Consider the following 21,545-nt stretch of genomic DNA (forward strand, 5'->3'; position numbering starts at 1 on the left):
TAAATAGCAAATTTAGTAATTCAATTACACTTTTCATGTAATTTAGCGTAGAATCAGTTCACAAGCCCCAAATTGACAGCATACTTAGCTAATTCTGCAGTTGAGTGAATATCAAGCTTATGCTTAATGTTTTGTCTGTGTGTTTCTACCGTTCGGTAACTGATATTTAAACCCTTCGCGATCTCTTTACTGCTCTCCCCTTTTGCCACCAATTTCAACACCGCTTCTTCACGTCTGCTCAATGGATTCTTGACAGATTGCGTGGGAGTAATCGGCTGAGTAAACAAATTCTGCGTGACTTTTTCACAGAAATAGGTCGAGCCTTGATTGACCGTTTTGATTGCTTGCACCATTTTTTCAGCGGAAATCTCTTTCAACATATAGCCGACTGCGCCCGACTGCATCACCTTCATGATATATTCACGGTTGTTATGCATGGTCAGCATCAGCACCTTGGCATCGGGGTCTTCTTCTTTAATCAGGTGGGTTGCGTCAATGCCGTTCATAATAGGCATGCTAATATCCATCAACACCACGTCGGGCCGTATAGACTTAACGACCTCTACCGCTTCTAATCCATTACTGGCGGTGCCTATCACGCAAATATCTGGCTCGAGTTCCAATCTCGCCATAAAGCCATCCAGTACTACTTGGTGATCGTCAGCGATCACAACTCGAATAACTTCACTCATTCATTAATCCCTCTAGTGTCAGTAACACTGTAATTTCCGTTCCGAGGCCAATCTCACTCATCAATTCAAAATCACCACCGATGAACTCCACCCGCTCTCTCATATTGCGCAGACCGATCCCTCGTTTCTCCATCGCTTTATAAGTGTTGAAACCGACACCGTTGTCTTGGATCAGCAGCTGCAACACATTACCGATTTGCTGCGCGATAACCGTCACTTTGGTCGCTTGTGCGTGTTTCTCTATGTTGTTCAATGATTCTTGCACCACTCGGTAGAGGGTCGTCGCCGCTTCTGATTTCAACTTGCCCGGTTGTGTAGCAAACATGGTTTCTACTTCTATGCCCGAGTGCGCCTGAAAATCTAACGGCAATGAAGACAACGCCGCTTCTAAGCCAATATCATCCAATGAGCTTGGACGAAGTTGATGAGAGATGTGTCTCACCTCTTCAATCGCTCGCATCAGTGAATGCTGCGACTTATTCAAATGCGCTTTGAGGTCTTCATTTTTTAACTTATTACCAAGTAGTTCTAAGTGGCAACGACTTGATACTAATAATTGATTAATACCGTCATGCAGCTCTCGTGCTAAATGCTTCTTCTCGTCTTCTTGGAACATCACCGTTTTATGAGCGAGTTCTTTTAAGTTGTTGTCCGCGATACGATGTTCATGCATATTAATGGCTAAGGTCAGCACGATAATAACCGCTACGGTAACGCTGAGAATCACGACAATGGAAAAGAACGTGGTTTCAATATTCTTGTTGATCGCAGCCTGCATTGAAGCCACTTCTTGATGCACGTCTTCAATATACAAACCCGTGCCAATCATCCAATTCCAACGTTCCAACCAAGCGGCATAACTCAGCTTAGACACCACTTCTCCGGTTGACGGTTTCTGCCACAAATACTGGTGAAATCCTCCTCCGGTTTGCGCCTCTCTTAATAGCGCTTCTATAAGAAAGTCGCCGTCTTCATCTTGCAGTTCAAGTAAGTTTTGGCCAACCAACTCTGGCTGGATTGGATGAACCAAATTAGTTCCGTGACGGTCGTACGCAAAGAAGTAGCCATCAGAGCCATATCTAAGTTTAGACAATATGCTACGGACTTCTGTTTTGGCTTGCGCTTCTTTGATGTCAGGGTCGTTGTAGATATGTTCGATCGCATCGAATGCGAGGTCGACGGTGTCTTTGAGGGCATTTTCACGCGACTTGATTAAGCTGTCTCTGAAGATTTCGACCTCTTTTGCACCCAACGTCTTGGTTTGGTGTAACGAGATCCAACTTATGCTCGCCGTTACCAGCAGCAACGGGAGTAGCGTCAGCAAAATCAGCTTAGCTTTTAGAGGCATTCCTTTCCCTCACAAAAAACGGCTTACTGAACATCAATAAGCCATTTTACTTTATCAATTTATAGATAACCTTGAAACATATCATTCACATCCTTGGCTTCACTCACATTCCATAGAAAGATGGGAAAGTGAGAAGTGATCCAAGTACGAGGATTTGAATCAAAATGAACGGCATTACGCCTCGGTAGATGTCCTTTGTGGTGACGCCTTTCGGGGCTACCCCTTTCAAATAGAACAAACTGAAGCCAAATGGCGGCGTTAAGAATGAGGTTTGCAGGTTCATTGCAATAAGGATAGCAAACCAAGTCATGTTAATGCCCATCAGTTCAGCAACAGGCGCAATGATCGGTACGATGATGAAACAGATTTCTACGAAGTCGATGAAGAAACCAAGAATCAAAATAACCAACATAGTGATGATCAAGAAGCCCCACTTCTCACCTGGCAGCTGCAACATCCACTCTTCAACCAGATAATCACCGCCCGTATAAGTAAACGCCATCGAGAATGCCGTCGCACCAAGCAGGATAGCAAAAACCATTGCTGTGACTTTCACTGTTTCTTTGGACGCTTCATATACCATCGACCAACTGAATTGACCGTACAGCAAAGCAAGTACTAAGGCACCCGCGCCACCTAGTGCAGCAGACTCTGTCGGCGTGGCAACACCCGCGAAAATAGAGCCCAATACGACAATGATCAGCGCGAGTGGCGGTACGATAGCTTTAAGAGCATTGATGACTTCTTGTTTACGACTAATTGAGTCATCACGTTCAATCGGTTGAGCCGCTTCTGGGTTAAGCTTTGCGTATATCAAGATATAAACGATATACGAGCCCACCAACATTACACCCGGCCAAATCGCCGCTTGGAACAAGTCCCCTACTGGCACACCGAGTACATCACCTAATAAGATCAGTACGATAGAAGGCGGAATGATTTGCCCTAACGTGCCAGACGCACAAATAGTGCCGCAGGCTAAGCCTTTGTCGTAATTGTACTTGAGCATAACTGGCAACGAGATAAGCCCCATAGCAACCACAGAAGCGCCTACTACGCCCGTTGAAGCGGCAAGCAGTGACCCCACAAGTACCGTCGAGATAGCGATACCACCACGAACACCACCAAACAGTCGTCCCATTGACTCTAGTAACTGCTCAGCAAGCTTGGTTTTTTGTAGAACAAGCCCCATGAAAACGAACAATGGAACGGCCATCAGCACCGTATTTTCCATGATCGATTGAATTCGATATGGCATGAAGGCGAACATTTCTATCCCTTCAGCCCAAACACCAAAGATTAGCGCGATACCACCAAAGGTGAACGCGACCGGGAAGCCAAGTAAAAGTGCAAACAAGGCTACGAAAAACATTACTATTCCAATCATGTTCAGCCTCTACTTATTCTTTGTATGAGTATTGTTAGCGTGCGTGTTATTTGCATGGATAAGGTGCGGATTAAAAATCTTGTTCAGCGAATGCAGAATCAAACCAACACCACTAACTGCCATCAAGAAAAACGACAGTGGGATCATCGCTTTAATGACCCAACGATACGGCAAGCCACCGGGATCGCCCGGCGTTTCACCTAGGTTATAACTCTCTTTGGCAACATCGATACCAAACCAAGCCACCAGCAAACAAAAAGGAAGCAGGAAGACAACAGTGCCTATTAGGTCAATAATCGCTTGTGCCTTGAAGCTGAGTTGTTCGTAAAAAACATCCACTCGCACGTGGCCACCCGCTTTGATGGCATAAGGAACACCTAGTAGGAAAACAGCTGAGAAAAAGTGCCATTCCATCTCTTGGAAGGCGATTGAGACATCATTGAAGGCATATCTCATGACAACGTCATAAACGACGTTCGCGATAAGTAAAATAAACAACATACAGGATAGCCATCCCAGTGCATCACCGATACGATTGAATAGGCGTTCAATATAAATTAGACTTCGCATTCCCGACTCCATGGAATTTGAAAAGACATCGCGTTTTAGAATTAGGGCAACTAAAACAAGTAGCGCTAACAAGATGCACGACGTAGAAAGGGTTATTGGGATCTTGTTACAGGATTCATCCTGCTTAATTATTATCTTTAAAATGAACCCGCCACTTAGTCACTCTTAGTTACCTAACAAGAACAGCTTTGGGTTCATTTAGCTTCAGTTCAACAACTGTCGATTATTTCGCTTGGCTATTTAGATAAGCTCTGTGTGAAATATCCGTCCATGAGCGCACTTGCTCTAGATAGCTTGCTTGAGAATCTTGGATCTCTTTTGCCAACTCATCTTTCTCAGCATGTGCAGCAAGTAGGCGATCGTTCGCTTCTTTCAGTGCCGACATTACTTCAGGCGGGAAATCTTTAACTTGTACATCTGGGTATTCTGTTTTCATTGAAACCCAGTTCTTGCCGCTTTCGTGCGTTGCTTGTGTATACATGTCGTAAGCCGCAGTACGCATTGCAACACGCAAGATTTCTTGTAGATCTTCAGGAAGCTTGTTCCATGTACGTTTGTTCACTAGGAATTGAAGCTCTGAACCCGGCTCATGCCAACCTGTGTAGTAGTACGGTGCGATTTTGTGGAAACCCATACGTAAATCAAGTGATGGACCTACCCACTCTAGTGCGTCGATTGTACGACGCTCTAAAGACGTGTAAAGCTCACCAGGGGCAATGTTAGTCGGCTTAGCACCTAGCTCCGCAAGGATCTCACCAGCAAAGCCTGGGATTCGCATTTTCAGACCTTTTAGATCTTCAACGCTGTTGATCTCTTTTTGAAACCAACCCCCCATCTGAATATCCGTGTTACCACCGGGGAACGACATTAGGTTGTGTGGAGAGTAAACCTGCTCCATCAACTCCATACCGCCACCATGATAGAACCATGCGTATTGCTCTGCAGGCGTCATACCGAAAGGCATAGAAGTGAAGTAAAGAGTGTTTGGAACTTTACCTTTCCAGTAGTAAGAGCCTGAGTGACCCATGTCGTATTGACCAGACTTAACCATGTCAAAAACGCCAAGTGGTGCTTTGTGTTTGTTCGCTGAATCGATTCTGATTTGCAGTCGACCATTCGACATTTTCTCAGCCATCGCAGCCATGTTTTTGGTTGCATCACCGAAAACAGGGAAGTTTGGTCCCCATGTTTCAGCAAGCTTCAAGCGATAAACCTTATCAGCAGCAGTTGCACCAGTAGCGACCAAAGCTAAACAAGCCGCTGCAGTTATCGCAACGTTCTTAAAAACTCGTGTGAGGGAGTTAGAAATGAGACTCATATTCACGTCCTTTTGTTGGGTTAACACTCTTTCTTTGAGTATTTTTTATGATTCAACATAAGAGTGCACCTTGATGAGGCAACTAGATATCAGGGAGAGCACGCACGACGGACCCACGCAAACTGCGTATTAGACCAAAGGATTACGTAGAACTACGTAGGAGATCATTGAGTGATATCGATTTTAAAGGACTAACCTTATTCACTAGAAGAATGCTTATTGATAAATACCTAAGTATTAATAATTAAACACCGTTAACAATTGATGGCCATTTCGTGATGAAGCTCTAAGAGCACCACTTATTAAATATGCATCCAAGCGCAATCAATCCATAAAAATCAAGGTTTAAGAGAGTTAGGCGCCCTACTTTGGTGCTTGCCAAATATCTGAACGAAGTCGCTAGAAACTGGAAAAGAAAGAGAAGATATGAAGTCCAGACAACGAACTGAAAACCCAAAATGAGGGAATTCGCGTCAACCGAACGTAAAACGCTGGGAATAAAGCGCCGGACATAAAAAAGCCTCGATAATCGAGGCTTAAAAACTTTAACGAAGCGAATGTAATCCCAAAAGATTAGATAGCTTTGTAGATAACCTTGTTACCTGCAAGTTGCTCTTTCGCTACTAGGTTTTCTTCAAGAAGTTTTTTCAATGCGCCTGTTGCCCACGAAGCTGCTTTCGCGTCTTCTTGACCTGCTGCTAGGCCAATACCTTTAGGGTTAATGCCTTCAGCATTGCTAACAACGATGTCTAGAACTTGTTGTTGCTTGGGAGTCAGTGCTACTGTAACTTCTTTCGTTACTGCTACTGCTTTCTCTACCGCTGGTTTTGCTGCTACAGTTTTTTCTGCTACAACTTTCTCTGCGACAGGCTTCGCTTTTTTCGGCGTTGCCACTGCTTTAACTACAGCCGCTTTAGTGCGTTTCTGCAGTTTAGCCTGCACCTTCCGCTTATGAGCAAGTCTCATTGAATATTTCTCCAGTTCACTGCTCTTTTCGCAGTGGTGAAAATTTGAAGCGCGATTTATACCAAAAAACGGGAGCTATTTGTAGAGTGAAGCGTCGAAAGTCGACGAAAAATACCGATATTGTCTACTACCGTCTATTATTTAAACATAGACTTATAAATTTAGGGTCATATACACTGGTTATCCATCCAGACAAAAATATGAAAACTTGGTGTTGCCTATGGACACTCGTCACCTTACAAATTTCTCTTTGCCTGCATTTACGCAATCATATCGAATTATCGCCATCATTTTAGGATTCGCTTGCCTAATCATGGCGTTATATATTGATAACTCAAAATTACTGATCGTGGGTGCATTTTGCATTAGTGCGCTTTTGGGCACAGGCTATTATTTGATGCTTCGTAGCAGAGTGATGTTCACGCTCACTCCCACTCACTTTCAACAGCATTTTTATAAAGGTGGATGGGTTTTAAAGTGGAGCAATATTGAGAAGATCGGCATGTGTACTTACGAACAAGAGGGGTGGCATCAACCTCTCCCTTGGGTGGGCATTAAAATGAAAGATTACTCGCCCTACCTTGACTCTATCTGCCCAAAAATAACCTGCGAATTATTGCTAAGCCAGCGAGCACTTTTGTACTTGGGAGCGAAACAAGCAGGTAAAGAATCGCACTTTGAAGATATGGTGCTCGACTCATCGCATTACCACGCTCGCTGTACAGAAAGCGGCTGTGTTGAATTGAGCCAATATAAAGAGTCGGAGAATATCGACGACGAGAACGTCAGTGATTACCAGCTACAAACAGCCCTTGATTCAACCAATGAATCGAACACTCAAAACGCGTTGATTAAAAATTACTCAGGATTGCAGGCGATGCTTGCGAACAGGATGAAATATCAAAGAGGGTTTCACGGCTACGATATTTTCATATCAACCCATGATCTGAATATCAGTGGAGAGGAGTTTATTGGACTGGCTCGACGCTACTTGGCGGCTGCCGAGCGCTTTTCTGATTAAAAACAGACAAGTTTAGAAATACACTCTCACGTAATAAAACAGCTTAGCTTTCATAAGAAAAGCTAAGCTTCATTTTCAATCGTTCTTCTATTAAATCAGAGACCTAGTACAGAGGCATTTCATCCGCTACGAATGGGTTTGATACACGCTCACGGCCAAATGTAGACTCAGGACCATGACCCGGTACAAATGTTACATCACTGCCTAGCGGCCAAAGCTTAGTCTTGATTGAAACAATCAACGTGTTGAAATCGCCTTGTGGGAAATCCGTACGACCAATAGCACCATTAAATAAAACGTCGCCAACAAACGCCATGCGCGCTTGCTCGCTGAATAGTACAACGTGGCCTGGCGTATGACCCGGAGTATGAATCACATCAATCACTTGGTTACCAAAAGTAACTTTGTCGCCCTCTTCTAACCATGTGTTTGGTTCAAAAGCTTTGCAAAGTGGGAACCCAAACATCTGGCTTTGATTCTCTAACCCTTGAAGCCAAAAGTTGTCTGCCTTATGTGGTCCAACAATGTTCACGTTCAAGATCTCAGCAAGTGGCACTGTTCCGCCCACATGATCTAGGTGACCGTGAGTCAATACCAAGTTCACCACTTTAACATCTAACTCTTCGATGATAGCAGCCAGTTGCTGAACATCACCGCCCGGGTCGACAACGATGCCTTCCATTGTCTCATCACACCACACAATTGAGCAGTTTTGAGAGAAAGAGGTAACAGGAACAACTTGATACTTAAGAGACATATACAAACCTTAGAGGGCAAACTGAAATTTGGGCAAACTATGACATTGGATGTCTACTTTGACAAGTACCTAGCATTCGCTCGCAAATTCAGCTTAACGCTACCAACTGCGTACAGGACCTGTATCAATATGGATAAAGTTGCTACGCGCATAGTAACCGACACCACCCGCATTCAGGCTTTTGGCTACGTCTCTTAATTCTTTTAAGTTGACGCCATCAATACGGAAATCGATCGCTTTACCCAGCATGTGGTAGCTCTTTTTGGCTACGCCAGTCGACTTAGAGCGCAATGCCTCATTGGTCGCTGGAGAACGGTAACCAGAGATGATTTGAACTTCTTTTTGAATACCCAGAACATTTTGAATCTGCGTGATCTGATCAAACAGGTTCTTGTCCATTGGATGAATCTCGTTGCGACGGAAGTCACGGCACAATTTGCTCAAACGAGCCATTTCATCACCAACATAGTTAGTGCCATCGAAATAACAGGTCTCTAATCGTTCACCGGTGTGAAGATTGTTCATGCTAATCGTTCTTGGTTGATCAGGGTATGAAGCAAAAGCGATAGAAGGAGTGATTGAGGCGACAACAGCGGTACCACCAGCGTAAGTCAGAAACTGACGGCGTGAAAATAAACTTTGAGACATACAGCAAAAAAACCAATTAAATCGAACAAAAAAACGCACGATACATAATGGAAATTGCTGCGTCAACGTACAAAAACCGCCCAAAAGGTTAGTATTTGTAACCTTTGCACGGTTAGTTATTGATCCACATTATAATTTTATTAATAGAAGCTTCATTGTCATTTTTTGGTCAAGATCACCCTTATTGGCTTCACTGATAATTAACCACCCTCTTTATCATATTGATAGATGTCACCACGATACTGAATGCCTCCTTCTTCAAACAACACGGTTTGATAGATGATATGCACGGGGATTCGCTTCTTAAGGCGAACCTTAGTATTAGGAGCAAGGTCATTATTCTGGTTCGGTACTTTCCTTACCTTGGTGGCAAACAACAACTCAGCCAATTCCTCTGCATGTTCAACACGTATGCAGCAGGAGCTATAAGCGCGGAAGTCGTCATTAAACAGGCCTTTACTTGGCGTATCGTGCAGATAGATCGCTCGCTTGTTAGGCGTATTGAACTTGTACAAACCTAATGCATTAAGCGAGCCTGCCTGCTGACGCATTCGATATGGGAAAGAATTGAAATTAATGGTCTGCCAATCGATATCTGTAGTGTCGACGGTTTCCATAGTGCGCCAACTATCAATCACTTGAAAGTTGTGTGTCTCTAGGTAGCTTTCGTCCGCTTTTACCTTAGGTAGGATGTCTTTGACCATAATTTTCCAGGGCACGTTCCAAGTCGGGTTTAGGATGACCGAATCTAGATTTATCTCTAAAAGCGGTGTTTTTCGCGACTTTCTGCCCACGACAACTTTGGACTCAAAAACCTCTTCACCATCTTCCCAATACTTCATATCAAAACTAGGGACGTTGACAACTATGAGAGAGTCTCTGTCTCGTGGCCACAAACGGACGCGTTCCGCATTTAGAGCCAAAGAAGTCAATCGATCATCAAAGCTCATGTTGATCCATTTGATCGTTTCAGGTCCGACGATCCCATCATCTGTAAGGCCGTGCATGCGCTGAAATGATTTAATCACCGTTTGTAGATCTCGATCGAACTCGGGAAAATCGACGGCGATCATCGAGGAATCAACGCCGACTAAAGCAATACGTTCAACAAGAATGGCTTTGTCTGAAAGCTGGTCACCTAAGCGCTTCAAACCTTTCTGTCTATATCGTTCGATATTGAGTTCAGAGGCGGTTTCTAACACCGAATAGGTTGCTTTGAATTGGTCAAAATCCCCAACAGGCGGCGCGTAAGACAACACCATTTCCAATAAGTAATCATTAGCGACGCTACTTTTTAATCTCATCAGAATATGCGGAGAAGGCGCGGGTAACTTGGAATGCAACTTGCCTGAGAAATACCACTCTTTACCGGCAAGTGGCGCATTTTCAACGTAACTTAGGTAATAGATAAAGGTGTCGGTTAATAAGATGTCCAACTCTTGCCACTGGGCATTGGATTGATAGTGACGGATTTGTTTAAGTTGTCGGTCAAAAAGCGGTGCCATTTGCGCCTGTTCTAAAAGAGACAATTGGAATTCAAACGCTTTAACAAGTTCAGGGGAGTCCCACAGAGTAGGCAGAGAGGAGTCTTGATAAATACTCTGGGTGAGCTCTGGATAAATCAGCATAAATGAGAGTTCTGAATCAGCCGGAATAAATCGGCTGTCGTCAGAACTAGTATAGCTCCATGCATGAACAGAAACTAACACTAATAATCCACAGAAGTATTTCGCTAACACGCTTAACCCCCTCACCAACCATCCCATAAGTATGGCAAAGAAATAGGAGTAAGCATGTTATTTTTTTAAGGGGCTTTATGAACTAGATTGCACCCCAGTGATTGTCCCACTGGATGGATGATTGCTGACTGGATTTTTCATAAGGCTTGCGTTGGTTTACCACACTTCCAGCTCCAGAGCTGAGTCGAAACTCACCATCAAGCAGCACAGCGCCAGAAGCATCAGATAATGCAGAGAGTTCTACTAACTCCTTGGTTTCTTTAGACCAAATACCGTAACAGTTGCCTCTTGGCGAAGTCGCAATAATCCAATCGTCTGACGCCGCAATACTTGCGATATAATGATTGAACCTTGCCCATTGCTCAGGCTCTGCGTTCAGTGATTCAAACTGTCCGCCTTTAGTGTGCATCGCCAACAGCGAAGGGTACTCATCCGGCTCACCGCGATATTGCTGACCGCACAACACGGTTTCGGCGCCATCGTGCGCTAAGTGTCGAATACTTAGCTTCTTATCCAACAACTCAACCTTATCAAGTAGCACACCTTCGGGTGAAACATAACTCAAACTCGGCTGCATTGAATCCAAGTTTTTCGGTGTTCGACCATCCGTATGAACACCGCCAACGCCAATCGCGAGATTTCCATCCGGCATGATGATCACTTCATGAGGCCCAATACCAAAACCGCTGAACTCTTCGACCTTACGATAGCCTTGAGCGACATCGTAAACGCCAATCACACCTTGGCTGCTGTCCGTTTTCCCTTCAGTGGCATACAGTAACTTGCCGTCTAATGAGTAAACGCCATGACCATAGAAGTGACGGTTATGACCTTTCACGACCATTTTGATCTGCTGACCGTTTTTATAGTCAAACACCATAAAATAGTCACCAGGACGACGAGCAAAAACCACCGCATGCGATGAGATTGGGGAAATCGAGACGCCATGGCCACGATCTGGGATCGGCAGTTGACTCAATGGCATTCCATATTCGTCAGCCACAACCGCTGAATATTGACCTCGCCCATTCAGCGCACAACCGATTAATTGAGGCTCACTAGATGAGCTACGACTAGCGCAGCCAAATGGAAGTACAGGAGCAGCTGCACAACCCAGTGCAGCCTTGAGTAGCGTTCTTCGCGTAGTATCAGTCACCATCGGTAGCATTAAATCCTATTACCACGCCAAGCTCTATCGCGACTTCTTCATGAATGAGGTACTTCAAACGTTCTAGTTTGTTATATTGAGTCAGCACATCTCGATAGCCCTCTTTGCTCTGCAATAACTCAAACAAGCTTGAGTCTGTAGGCCAAGTATCTAGCGTCAATGTGAACTGGTCAGCAACGCGATCAGCTAGGTCGTTTAAGCCCTTCTCTCTCAACAAGCCGTCTAGGCCATTACCATCGGCAAGGTACAAATTCTGAAGTGCTGCTACATTCGCTTTGAGTTGAGTCATCGAAGTTTGTGCACGCCATGATTCTGAGAAATAAGGACGCGGGTGACCGATTTTCGCCATCGGACGGCTCAGCTTTTTCATACTGTAATCAAGTTGGTTGGTCAATAAAGCGATGTATTCAGACTCCCAACGCGTCTCGTCTAGCGCTAACCAAGGGTTAACCTGCCATGCATGCGCAATCGAAGATGACTTAATCGCTAAGTTTTCAGTAATCGCTTGCGACGATTGACAACCTAGTGCTTGATCTTGAAGCAGTGGCGATTGCTCGTCATAAAGCGACCACTCCAATGCGCCAAGCCCTTGCACTGTCACACTCTGCTGAGCAATTTCGTCTTGAGACCAAACTTTATTTTGCTGACTCAGTTGGCGCATTTTTAGGCCGGTGGTATTCTTTTTGTCTGGCCAGAATTGAACATTCCAGCTCTCTTCAAGCGCTGCTGTTGGACCTCTTTCTTGGCCTTGTAGCGCCATCCAGCTGTTCATGGTGAGCTGCCACTGTTTTTTCAACGTATCTAAGTCAACATCGTTGGTTTGGCAGTAACCCTGCATCAAAACTTCTAGCTCATTAGCTTGCTTAGCGAATAGAACCGCTGAATCAAACTCTTGTTGATAGACACTACGACTGATGTGATCGGTCGTGTCTGATTGATAAGACACACCGTTAACCTCAGATGAAGCAGCTTGCTCACCCGATGATTGGCAGCCTGCAATGATTAATACCGACAAAGGTATTAACAAAAATTTATGTGTCATGCTGTTACCTTACTTCCTAGTTTTTCTTTTGATTATATGAGTTCAATAAATATGAAACGACCGCTGGCCTCGTATTCCTGCGAGTTCAGCGGTTTTGTGCTCTTGGTTAACTCAGTCCTTGAACCACTGAATCTCGGACCTGCTATAGCGAATTCAAAAAGGCCAGTAGTGCTTCACGCTCAGTGGCATTCAAAGAAAGAACGTTTTTTTTCGCCATTTCTGCCTCACCACCATGCCAAAGCACAGCCTCCATAACATTTCTCGCACGACCATCATGAAGTAGGAACGTGTGACCATTCACTTCTTTGGTATAGCCTAATCCCCATAAAGGTGTTGTGCGCCATTCTTGGCCATTGGCAAGATACTCAGGACGGTTATCCGCTAAACCTTCACCCATATCGTGTAGCAACATGTCGGTATATGGGCTAATTAACTGATTAGACAATGCAGGTAAGCCTTCACGCTCTGCAGTGCGGAATTCAGCTTGGTGACAACTTTGACAACCCGCGTCTTTAAACAGCTTTTTACCTTGCACTACAGCAGGCTTGTCGACGTTACGACGAATAGGTACCGCTAAATGCTGCGAATAGAACTCTACGAAATCTAAGATGTTGTCGCTGACTTCTGGCTTGCCACCATTAGGAAAATCATCACAGGTTGATTGCGCTGAAGTACAGTTTTCATTCGGGAATAAACGACTCGTTAGACCCAAGTCACCGTTAAACGCCGCGGCATTTTGCTGCATTAAATTTGGCTGACCGGCTTTCCAACCGAAACGGCCTAACGCCATGTCATTAGTTTGAACATCAAGAACGTAGTTGGCTTTGCCTGATACGCCTTGCTTGTCAGCCAACTGCTGCTCAGCAAATCCAAGAATCGTTTCTTTTGAAATGCTCTCAAGTAGACCAAGGCCAATCATTGGCGGCGCGACTCGAACAGAAAATTCAGTTTTAGGATGCATCTCGCCGAAAGCAAGTTCAGTAATCTTTAAAGTGGGTTTACGCAGAGTAACGACGGTACCGTCTTTGAATTCAACAGGAACATCGGTGTAGCTGATGTTCACTTTACCCTCTGGTTTCACACCTTGAAGCGCGAAATCTTGTAGCTGTCCACCGTATGTCGGTTCTGGAATGCCACCATCGCGTATAAAGGCTTGTCTCTGCTCTGGTGTTTCAGCAGGAATACTCAAACGAACCAACATTGAAACCGCGTTCTCATCGCCTTTTTCTGGCGCGTGGCCACGACCATCTTTGATGTGACAGTTTTGACAACCGTTGGTGTTGAACAATGGGCCCAATCCATCGCGCGCATCGGTTGATGACGGTGCAGGAACCCAAGGGTTTCTAAAGAAGCTATTACCGACGCTGAAATCCAAGCGTTTACTCATTGGTAGATTGGCAGCCGGAAGAGAAAAAGCATTAGCCCCCTCTTTCTTCACGGTAGTTTTGCCACCAGAGTAGGTTTCATGAGCGTGTAATGGAGATAAGAAAAACAGTGCGGTTAATAGTGAGGCTGAGAGATACGACTTCATACATTGCCTTGCTGTGTTTTTGATTTTAGTTTTTATTTGGGAGTAACTTTCTTGAGTAGCAAATAATTAAGGGCTCAATGAGAGCCCTTACGTTAGTTTGGCCTCGGGCTCTTAGAACTCGTGATCCGCTGTGTCTGGGTTTAGGCTATCAATGCCAATAATACCCGCAGCACGCTCGATTGCAGCTGTTTGAGACACTAGTGCAACAATCGTTATGTTTACTAGCGCATTACCTGCAGCGTTGTCAGCAGCAATTAGCTGATCGAAGTGCTGGTTGTTTTTCTCTGCAGACGTTACTAACTCGCCTACTTGTGCACGTGCTAAATCAAACTGCTTTTGAATCTCTTTTGCAGCTTGCTTGTCTTTTTGCTCAACTAGGTCAAACAGGCTAGGGCCTGAGAGTAGAGAACCGTCTTCACGCTTGTATAGACCCGTGTAAACGTTGTAGATACCTTGCTCATTATAGTAGTGAGAGTTGTGCGTGTTATCAGAGAAACAATCGTGCTCGTCTTCAGTAGAGTTTGCTTCTAGTGCAACCTTCATACGTTCACCCGCTAGTTCACCTAGAGACAGTGAACCCATGCCAAATAGCATTTTACGTAGGCCGTTGTCGCTAGGTTCAGAAAGAAGCTCTTGACGGTAGTTACCCTTCTCGCCTTCAGCCCACTGCTTTTCCATCCATTCTAGGTCTTGAATAAGAAGTTCAGCTGATGCTTTCAGGTACGCGCCACGACGGTCACAGTTGCCATTAGTACACTCTGCGCCAACAACGAAATCTGTGTAAGCTCGCTCACCTGCACCGCTGTTTGTGCCGTTTAAATCTTGGCCCCAAAGTAGGAATTCAATAGCATGGTAACCAGATGCTACGTTTGCTTCAGAACCGCCGATCTCGTTAAGGTCAGCGATTAGCTCAGGAGTAATGTTAGTTGCGTCTACTGAAGTTTGACCAATTTGGAACGTTTTGTTCGCAACGATGTTTGCGCTAGCGCCTTCGTTACCAAGCTCATATTGGTAATCAGAAGAAACGTAATCGATAAGGCCTTCATCTAGTGGCCATGCGTTTAATTGGCCTTCCCAATCATCAACAACAACGTTACCAAAGCGGAATACTTCAGACTGTTGGTAAGGTACGCGAGACTCAAGCCAAGCTTGTTTTACTTGTTCAAAGTTACCAGCAGAAGGAGAAGCTAAGAAGGTATCAATAGAAGAATTCAACGCTTTTGCTGTAATTACTGAATCTGCAAACACTGCATGAGCAATATCTGCGTAATGTTCTACAACTTGATCTTGAGTTACTGCTGCGAAAGAAGAAGCAGAGGCAAAAATGAGTGACGAAGTTACGGCTTTGGTCACTAAAGATTTAATGGTCATGAAGCATCCTTGTTGAGCTTAAAATTATTATTCGTAGTAATAGTGCAAACCATTATCATTTACACTACAGATTAGAATAATACAAACTTACAATTTTATTGCAAGATAAATACAAAAAAACCTCACGTTTGTGATGTCTTTAAACATTTTTGTGTTAGGCGCAACAATGGAGGCTAATTATATGTCCAGATTGTGCTTACCATGTGAGACTTTCGCCTTCAAGTAGCTTTCGTTACCCGATTTAATGTGAGCAGAGGTGTTCACCACTTCTGCAATCTCAATACCAAACTCTTTAAGTTCGTTGATTTTCTTAGGGTTGTTAGTCACCAAGCGGATTTTTGTGGTGCCCAAAGCACGTAGCATTTCTGCAGCTTCGGTGAAATCACGTAAGTCGTCACCAAAACCCAAGTGGTTATTCGCTTCGTAAGTGTTCATCCCTTCACTTTGAAGGCGGTACGCATCAATCTTGTTGTATAAGCCGATACCACGACCTTCTTGGCGTAAATAAAGAATCACACCGCCCGTTTCACCCATAATTTTAATGGTTTCGTCTAGTTGCTCACCGCAATCACAGCGAGATGAATGAAAAACATCACCAGTCAGACATTCAGAGTGCATACGAACAAGAGGTATGTCTTGTGTCTTATCGGCTGATTTAAATATCAAAGCAACATGCTCTTTATCTGTTTTCAATCCATGAAAAGACAGAAGTTCAGCATCAATACTGCTTGTTACCCCTACTTTAAAATCTATTCTGGCACGTACTTCCGCCATATTTATACTCACTTGAAAATTCGATGTATTTAACAACACTACATTTTTTGTCTAAACAAGATTCTGTAGCCAACTACCTACTAATAGATACTATGGGGCTGTTAACAATTTTTTTCAAGGTCGACTACGCACAAAGTGTTACGTTATAACAATTAATCATCAAACAAGAAAAAACCCCACGTTGGCGAGACCAACATGGGGTTATAAATTAATCAGTTGCGGCTGAAGTTCTACTTTTACAGAACGATCAACCTACTTGAGTTTGCTTCCAAATTACAAGTTGAACCCAAGCATTCTCTAGCTCTGTCAGTTCTTCTTGTGTAAGCGTAGAAATACTCGACTTAGCACTGTACTTTTCTCCCCAATTGTCGGATTGGACATGGGTATGGAATTCTTTTTTCAAATTTGAGATTAGGTTATCCACAAATACAACCTTTTATAACAGTGCTCAGCCTTTATAATCCTTTAATGTTACAAAATACAGGTTAATTGGTAAACAGTAATACGTGATTTTTATGAGCTCTTTCTAACACTTTTAATGATAAGTACATAAATAAGAGAAAAAGTGCGATCGGTAAAAGCCAAAGTAATAGGGTTGAGGCGCCCTGATCTGCTCCAGCCAGACTGGACACAGCATTAAGCGACAGTTTGTTTTTCAAAGTTAACTGGGCTTAGGTACCAAGAGCACTGGGCCTTCTTGTTCGATTATAATCAACTTCGATATATTCAAAAAGCGCTTGGCGCATCACAGACCAGAGTCGCGGTCATTCTGATGTTCATTGACCAGCCAACGACTTGCCGTGAGTACAAGTCGATAACAACCGCTAAATACATCCAACCTTCGCTTGTCGCTAGATAGGTAATATCTCCAGCCCATTTTTGGTTAGGTGCTATCGCATTCAAGTCTTGCTCAAGCAAATTCGGGACAACAGGAAGTCTATGCTTACAGTCTGTCACGGGCGGCTTTCGTAACTAAGCTCTGGCGCTTCATACCCGACTTTCTCAGCCAACTTAAGTGCTTCGGCTTTAAATTCGGGAGCATGTTTGATTCGTGTTTTCTTAAATGAGAAATGACAGGCAATAAAAAACCGAGCGCTTAGGCTCGGTTTTTTTCATTGGTACTCTTGATTACTTAATGTAATCGAGATTACTCAGTGTCTTGCTCGCTATCACTCTCAGAGTCAGAAGCATCTGATGCTTGCTCTTCACCTGATTCAGAAACGACCGTTCCTTCTGCGTTAACTGTTTCAGCATTTGCTTCTTCAGTTTCTTCGCCTTCAACAATCTCAGCTTCTTCTACTTCGTCGATACGTTGTAGACCTACAACATTCTCGTCTTCAGCAGTACGAATCAGTGTCACACCTTGAGTGTTACGACCAACTTGGCTTACTTCCGCCACGCGGGTACGTACTAGTGTACCTGCGTCGGTGATCATCATCATTTCATCGCCTTCTTCAACCTGAACAGCACCAACTACTGGGCCATTACGATCAGAGACTTTGATAGATACTACACCTTGCGTTGCCCGGCCTTTCGTTGGGTATTCAGCCAGCTCAGTACGCTTACCGTAACCGTTTTGAGTCACAGTTAGGATATCGCCTTCATTTGAAGGAACAATCAGTGAAACCACTTGATCGTCTTCTGGAAGCTTCATACCACGAACACCAGAGGCAGTACGACCCATTGGACGTACTTTGTCCTCGTTAAAGCGAACAACTTTGCCCGACTTCGAGAACAGCATGATATCGCTATTACCGTCAGTAATATCAACGCCAATCAGTGAATCATCGTCACGTAGGTTAACTGCGATTAGGCCGTTAGCACGTACGTTTGCGAATTGATCTAGTGATGTCTTCTTAACTGTACCGTCACCTGTTGCCATGAAGATGAATTTCTCGTTAGAGAACTCAGAAACAGGCAGGATAGCCGTAATACGCTCACCTTCTTCTAGAGGAAGAATGTTAACGATAGGCTTACCACGAGCGGTGCGGCTTGCTTGAGGCAGTTGGTAAACTTTCAAGCGGTACGTCTTACCACGAGTAGAGAAACATAAGATGTTATCGTGAGTATTAGCAACAAGCAGACGCTCAATGTAATCCTCATCTTTCATCTTAGTTGCACTCTTACCTTTACCACCACGACGCTGAGCTTCGTAGTCGCTTAGGATTTGGTACTTAACGTAACCTGCGTTAGAAAGCGTTACTACCACGTCTTCTTGAGCAATTAGCTCTTCCATGTCGATGTCATGAACCGCTGCTGTGATTTCTGTACGACGTTCGTCGCCATAGATATCACGTACCGCTTCAAGTTCTTCACGGATCACTTCCATCAAACGCTCAGTGCTTGCAAGGATATGCATTAGCTCAGCGATCTCTTCTAGAAGTGCTTTGTATTCGTCTAGAATCTTCTCGTGCTCAAGGCCAGTTAGGCGGTGAAGACGAAGTTCTAGAATAGCTTGCGCTTGAGTTTCCGTTAGGAAGTATTGACCATCACGGATACCGTATTGGTCTTCAAGCCAATCTGGACGAGCTGCATCAGTACCAGCACGTTCAAGCATTGATGCAACGTTACCAAGATCCCAACCACGAGATACTAGACCAACTTTAGCTTCTGCTGGTGTTGGTGCGTTCTTGATCAGTTCAATGATTTCATCAATGTTTGCAAGCGCTAAAGATAGAGCTTCCAAGATATGTGCACGGTCGCGCGCTTTCTTCAGTTCGAAGATAGTACGACGTGTCACAACTTCACGACGGTGATCAACAAAACACTTCAACATATCTTTAATGTTGAAAAGTTGTGGTTGGCCGTTGTTCAGAGCAACCATGTTGATGCCGAAAGTTGTTTGCAGTTGAGTTTGTGAGTAAAGGTTGTTTAGTACAACTTCACCGACAGCATCACGCTTACATTCAATAACAATACGCATACCATCTTTATCAGATTCGTCACGAAGTGCACTGATGCCTTCAACTTTCTTGTCTTTTACAAGTTCTGCAATCTTCTCGATTAGACGAGCTTTGTTCACTTGATATGGAATTTCAGTCACGATAATAGTTTCTTTACCGTTCTTTTCCATTTCAATGTTCGCTCGCGAACGCATGTAGACTTTGCCACGACCAGTCTTATATGCATCGACAATGCCCTTGCGGCCACTGATTAATGCTGCTGTCGGGAAGTCTGGACCAGGGATGTAGTCCATTAGCTCATCAATAGTGATGTCTTCATTATTGATAAATGCTAAACAGCCATCAACAACTTCACCGAGGTTATGCGGCGGGATGTTGGTAGCCATACCTACTGCGATACCAGAAGCACCGTTAACCAATAGGTTTGGTATTTTTGTTGGTAAAACTGCTGGTATTTGCTCGGTTCCATCATAGTTAGGAACGAAGTCAACCGTATCTTTATCCAGATCCGTTAATAGCTCACCAGCTATTTTTGACATACGAACTTCGGTATAACGCATTGCCGCAGCTGAGTCGCCGTCAACCGAACCAAAGTTACCTTGGCCATCGACTAACATATAGCGTAGTGAAAACGGCTGAGCCATACGAACAATTGACTCGTATACCGCACTATCACCGTGTGGGTGATATTTACCGATTACATCGCCTACTACACGAGCAGACTTTTTATATGCTTTGTTCCAATCATTACCTAGTACATTCATCGCGAACAAAACGCGGCGGTGTACTGGTTTTAGGCCATCACGCACATCTGGAAGGGCACGACCAACGATGACGGACATCGCGTAGTCTAGGTATGAACCTCTAAGCTCATCTTCAATATTTACGGGCGTGATCTCTTTCGCTAGATCGCTCATAGAGCTATTTTCCCTCTATAGTCAGATCGTATTTTTGAATACGTATAAGACCGAAAAATATAACACAAATTTACCTACGGAGGCATCACTTTCCCTCTCCTTTTACCATCTTGTGACTCTTGTAGCTAATCTATTGATGAGAAATTGCACCTCAGCGTCATATCTTGCTGAAACATGGTCACTTTACACCCAATAAACTCGCAAAATCGTAGATCTTCTGGTCAGCAGGAAAAGGCAAGTTATAATGCCTGCAATTTCATGGATGCATTATTTAAATTGGAAATGCCGATTATGACTAAATCACAGAACGTAGACCCAGCAGAAATCAAAAAATTTGAAGACATGGCGTCGCGCTGGTGGGATCTAGAAGGCGTGTTTAAGCCACTACATCAAATCAATCCGCTGCGCTTAAATTACGTGCTAGAGAAAACCGAAGGCCTATTTAACAAGAAAGTCCTCGATGTTGGCTGCGGTGGCGGTATTTTGGCTGAGAGCATGGCCTTAGAGGGTGCGGTAGTTACCGGCCTAGATATGGGTAAAGAACCGCTAGAAGTCGCTCGTCTGCACGCATTAGAAACCGGCACCAAACTAGATTACATCCAAAGCACCATTGAAGACCATGCAGAGCAAAACCCACAAACTTACGATGTGGTAACGTGTATGGAAATGCTAGAGCACGTTCCTGACCCACAATCGGTTATCTCGGCTTGTTCAAAGTTGGTTAAACCAGGCGGCCATGTGTTCTTCTCGACATTGAACCGAAACTTTAAGTCTTACCTGTTTGCGATTGTTGGTGCAGAGAAGCTACTTAAGATTGTGCCTGAAGGTACTCACGACCACGAAAAGTTCATTCGACCTGCTGAACTCATCAAGATGATCGACAATACGCCTCTACAAGAGTTAGGCATTACTGGACTGCATTACAACCCACTAACAGACACGTATCGTTTAGGGTCGAATGTCGATGTGAATTACATCGTCCACACTCAAAATTTCGCCCAATAAATATTTGCGTATCTACCAGTATCCCTACCGTAAAATTTTTATAAAAAAGACCCATGAAAAGAGTTGCAATTAACATAAGTTTGCGACTTTTTTCAGTCTAAATTTCGTGCGCCAGCTTCCATTTTGACCACCTCGATTTAAATTTAATCACCTAAAATCCATCGCCCATTTTGCTCAAAGATCAAGGGATTTTTTTTATGGGAGTGCAAAAATAAAGCATCCTTAAAAGTCGGATTTTATACAATCAAGTCACATCTAACCTCATCAGTTAGTGGTCACTTACAGTTTTTTTTAATCCACCACTTATCCACAAGCAACCCAATTTCTTTACCTTGAAAAATATCAGTTGTAGCACTATCTTGTAACCCAACAAACAAATGACCCCCAT

General features: G+C 44.0%; 18 protein-coding genes and 1 pseudogene. 2 read left to right on the plus strand and 17 right to left on the minus strand.

Annotated elements, in window-relative coordinates; genetic code table 11:
- Positions 1-53: 53 nt before the first annotated feature.
- The 6 genes from ACMAZD_RS10665 to ACMAZD_RS10690 form a co-directional block, all read right to left on the minus strand.
- Complete coding sequence (locus ACMAZD_RS10665) at positions 54-692, minus strand: response regulator (protein ID WP_435247204.1); 639 nt, start codon at positions 690-692, stop codon at positions 54-56.
- Positions 685-2,040 (minus strand): cache domain-containing protein, encoded by a 1,356-nt coding sequence (locus ACMAZD_RS10670; protein WP_435247205.1) that lies wholly within the window; start codon positions 2,038-2,040, stop codon positions 685-687. Before ACMAZD_RS10670 ends, ACMAZD_RS10665 begins: the two co-directional genes overlap by 8 nt.
- A 103-nt stretch (positions 2,041-2,143) precedes the next feature.
- On the minus strand, positions 2,144-3,427 hold the full coding sequence (locus tag ACMAZD_RS10675; protein ID WP_435247206.1) for a TRAP transporter large permease: 1,284 nt from the start codon (positions 3,425-3,427) through the stop codon (positions 2,144-2,146).
- 9 nt (positions 3,428-3,436) lie between these two features.
- A complete protein-coding gene (locus ACMAZD_RS10680; protein WP_435249362.1) occupies positions 3,437-4,009 on the minus strand; it encodes a TRAP transporter small permease subunit in 573 nt (190 codons plus the stop codon).
- A gap of 211 nt (positions 4,010-4,220) precedes the next feature.
- Entirely contained in the window at positions 4,221-5,315 is a 1,095-nt protein-coding gene (locus ACMAZD_RS10685; RefSeq protein WP_435247207.1) for a TRAP transporter substrate-binding protein, read from the minus strand.
- A gap of 573 nt (positions 5,316-5,888) precedes the next feature.
- Positions 5,889-6,281, minus strand: coding sequence for a MarR family transcriptional regulator (locus tag ACMAZD_RS10690; protein ID WP_435247208.1), 393 nt, complete (start codon positions 6,279-6,281; stop codon positions 5,889-5,891).
- A gap of 220 nt (positions 6,282-6,501) precedes the next feature.
- On the opposite strand from ACMAZD_RS10690, the gene ACMAZD_RS10695 reads away from it, so the two are divergent.
- Positions 6,502-7,302, plus strand: a complete 801-nt coding sequence (locus ACMAZD_RS10695) for a DUF2982 domain-containing protein (protein ID WP_435247209.1) — start codon at positions 6,502-6,504, stop codon at positions 7,300-7,302.
- A 103-nt stretch (positions 7,303-7,405) separates the two neighbouring features.
- Here ACMAZD_RS10695 and ACMAZD_RS10700 read toward each other — a convergent pair whose 3' ends face one another.
- From ACMAZD_RS10700 to gyrA, 11 genes and pseudogenes are all read right to left on the minus strand, one after another.
- The gene (locus tag ACMAZD_RS10700; protein ID WP_435247210.1) at positions 7,406-8,059 is read right to left on the minus strand and encodes an MBL fold metallo-hydrolase; all 654 of its coding nucleotides are present in this window, start codon (positions 8,057-8,059) and stop codon (positions 7,406-7,408) included.
- A gap of 99 nt (positions 8,060-8,158) precedes the next feature.
- Entirely contained in the window at positions 8,159-8,707 is a 549-nt protein-coding gene (locus tag ACMAZD_RS10705) for a DUF882 domain-containing protein (protein WP_435247211.1), read from the minus strand.
- Between the two features lie 200 nt (positions 8,708-8,907).
- Positions 8,908-10,446, minus strand: coding sequence for a L,D-transpeptidase family protein (locus ACMAZD_RS10710; RefSeq protein WP_435247212.1), 1,539 nt, complete (start codon positions 10,444-10,446; stop codon positions 8,908-8,910).
- A gap of 82 nt (positions 10,447-10,528) precedes the next feature.
- Positions 10,529-11,605, minus strand: a complete 1,077-nt coding sequence (locus ACMAZD_RS10715; protein ID WP_435249363.1) for a DUF1513 domain-containing protein — start codon at positions 11,603-11,605, stop codon at positions 10,529-10,531.
- Positions 11,595-12,656, minus strand: a complete 1,062-nt coding sequence (locus tag ACMAZD_RS10720) for an imelysin family protein (protein WP_435247213.1) — start codon at positions 12,654-12,656, stop codon at positions 11,595-11,597. The genes ACMAZD_RS10715 and ACMAZD_RS10720 overlap by 11 nt, the downstream gene beginning before the upstream one ends.
- 142 nt (positions 12,657-12,798) lie before the next feature.
- Positions 12,799-14,187 carry a di-heme oxidoredictase family protein gene (locus tag ACMAZD_RS10725; RefSeq protein ID WP_435247214.1) on the minus strand — a complete coding sequence of 463 codons (1,389 nt, stop codon included), beginning with the start codon at positions 14,185-14,187 and terminating at the stop codon, positions 12,799-12,801.
- 111 nt (positions 14,188-14,298) lie between these two features.
- Positions 14,299-15,558, minus strand: a complete 1,260-nt coding sequence (locus ACMAZD_RS10730) for an imelysin family protein (RefSeq protein WP_435247215.1) — start codon at positions 15,556-15,558, stop codon at positions 14,299-14,301.
- A 177-nt stretch (positions 15,559-15,735) separates the two neighbouring features.
- A complete protein-coding gene (locus tag ACMAZD_RS10735) occupies positions 15,736-16,371 on the minus strand; it encodes a GTP cyclohydrolase II (protein ID WP_435247216.1) in 636 nt (211 codons plus the stop codon).
- Positions 16,372-16,579: 208 nt separating this feature from the next.
- A complete protein-coding gene (locus tag ACMAZD_RS10740; RefSeq protein WP_435247217.1) occupies positions 16,580-16,756 on the minus strand; it encodes a hypothetical protein in 177 nt (58 codons plus the stop codon).
- A gap of 317 nt (positions 16,757-17,073) precedes the next feature.
- Positions 17,074-17,286: pseudogene (locus tag ACMAZD_RS10745) on the minus strand (DDE-type integrase/transposase/recombinase); the annotation flags it as partial.
- A 193-nt stretch (positions 17,287-17,479) separates the two neighbouring features.
- The gene (gene gyrA, locus ACMAZD_RS10750) at positions 17,480-20,152 is read right to left on the minus strand and encodes a DNA topoisomerase (ATP-hydrolyzing) subunit A (protein WP_435247218.1); all 2,673 of its coding nucleotides are present in this window, start codon (positions 20,150-20,152) and stop codon (positions 17,480-17,482) included.
- 258 nt (positions 20,153-20,410) lie between these two features.
- On the opposite strand from gyrA, the gene ubiG reads away from it, so the two are divergent.
- The gene (gene ubiG, locus ACMAZD_RS10755) at positions 20,411-21,157 is read left to right on the plus strand and encodes a bifunctional 2-polyprenyl-6-hydroxyphenol methylase/3-demethylubiquinol 3-O-methyltransferase UbiG (protein WP_435247219.1); all 747 of its coding nucleotides are present in this window, start codon (positions 20,411-20,413) and stop codon (positions 21,155-21,157) included.
- Positions 21,158-21,545 lie beyond the last annotated feature (388 nt).

The sequence above is a fragment of the Vibrio sp. nBUS_14 genome, assembly GCF_051201655.1.
GTDB lineage: Bacteria > Pseudomonadota > Gammaproteobacteria > Enterobacterales > Vibrionaceae > Vibrio.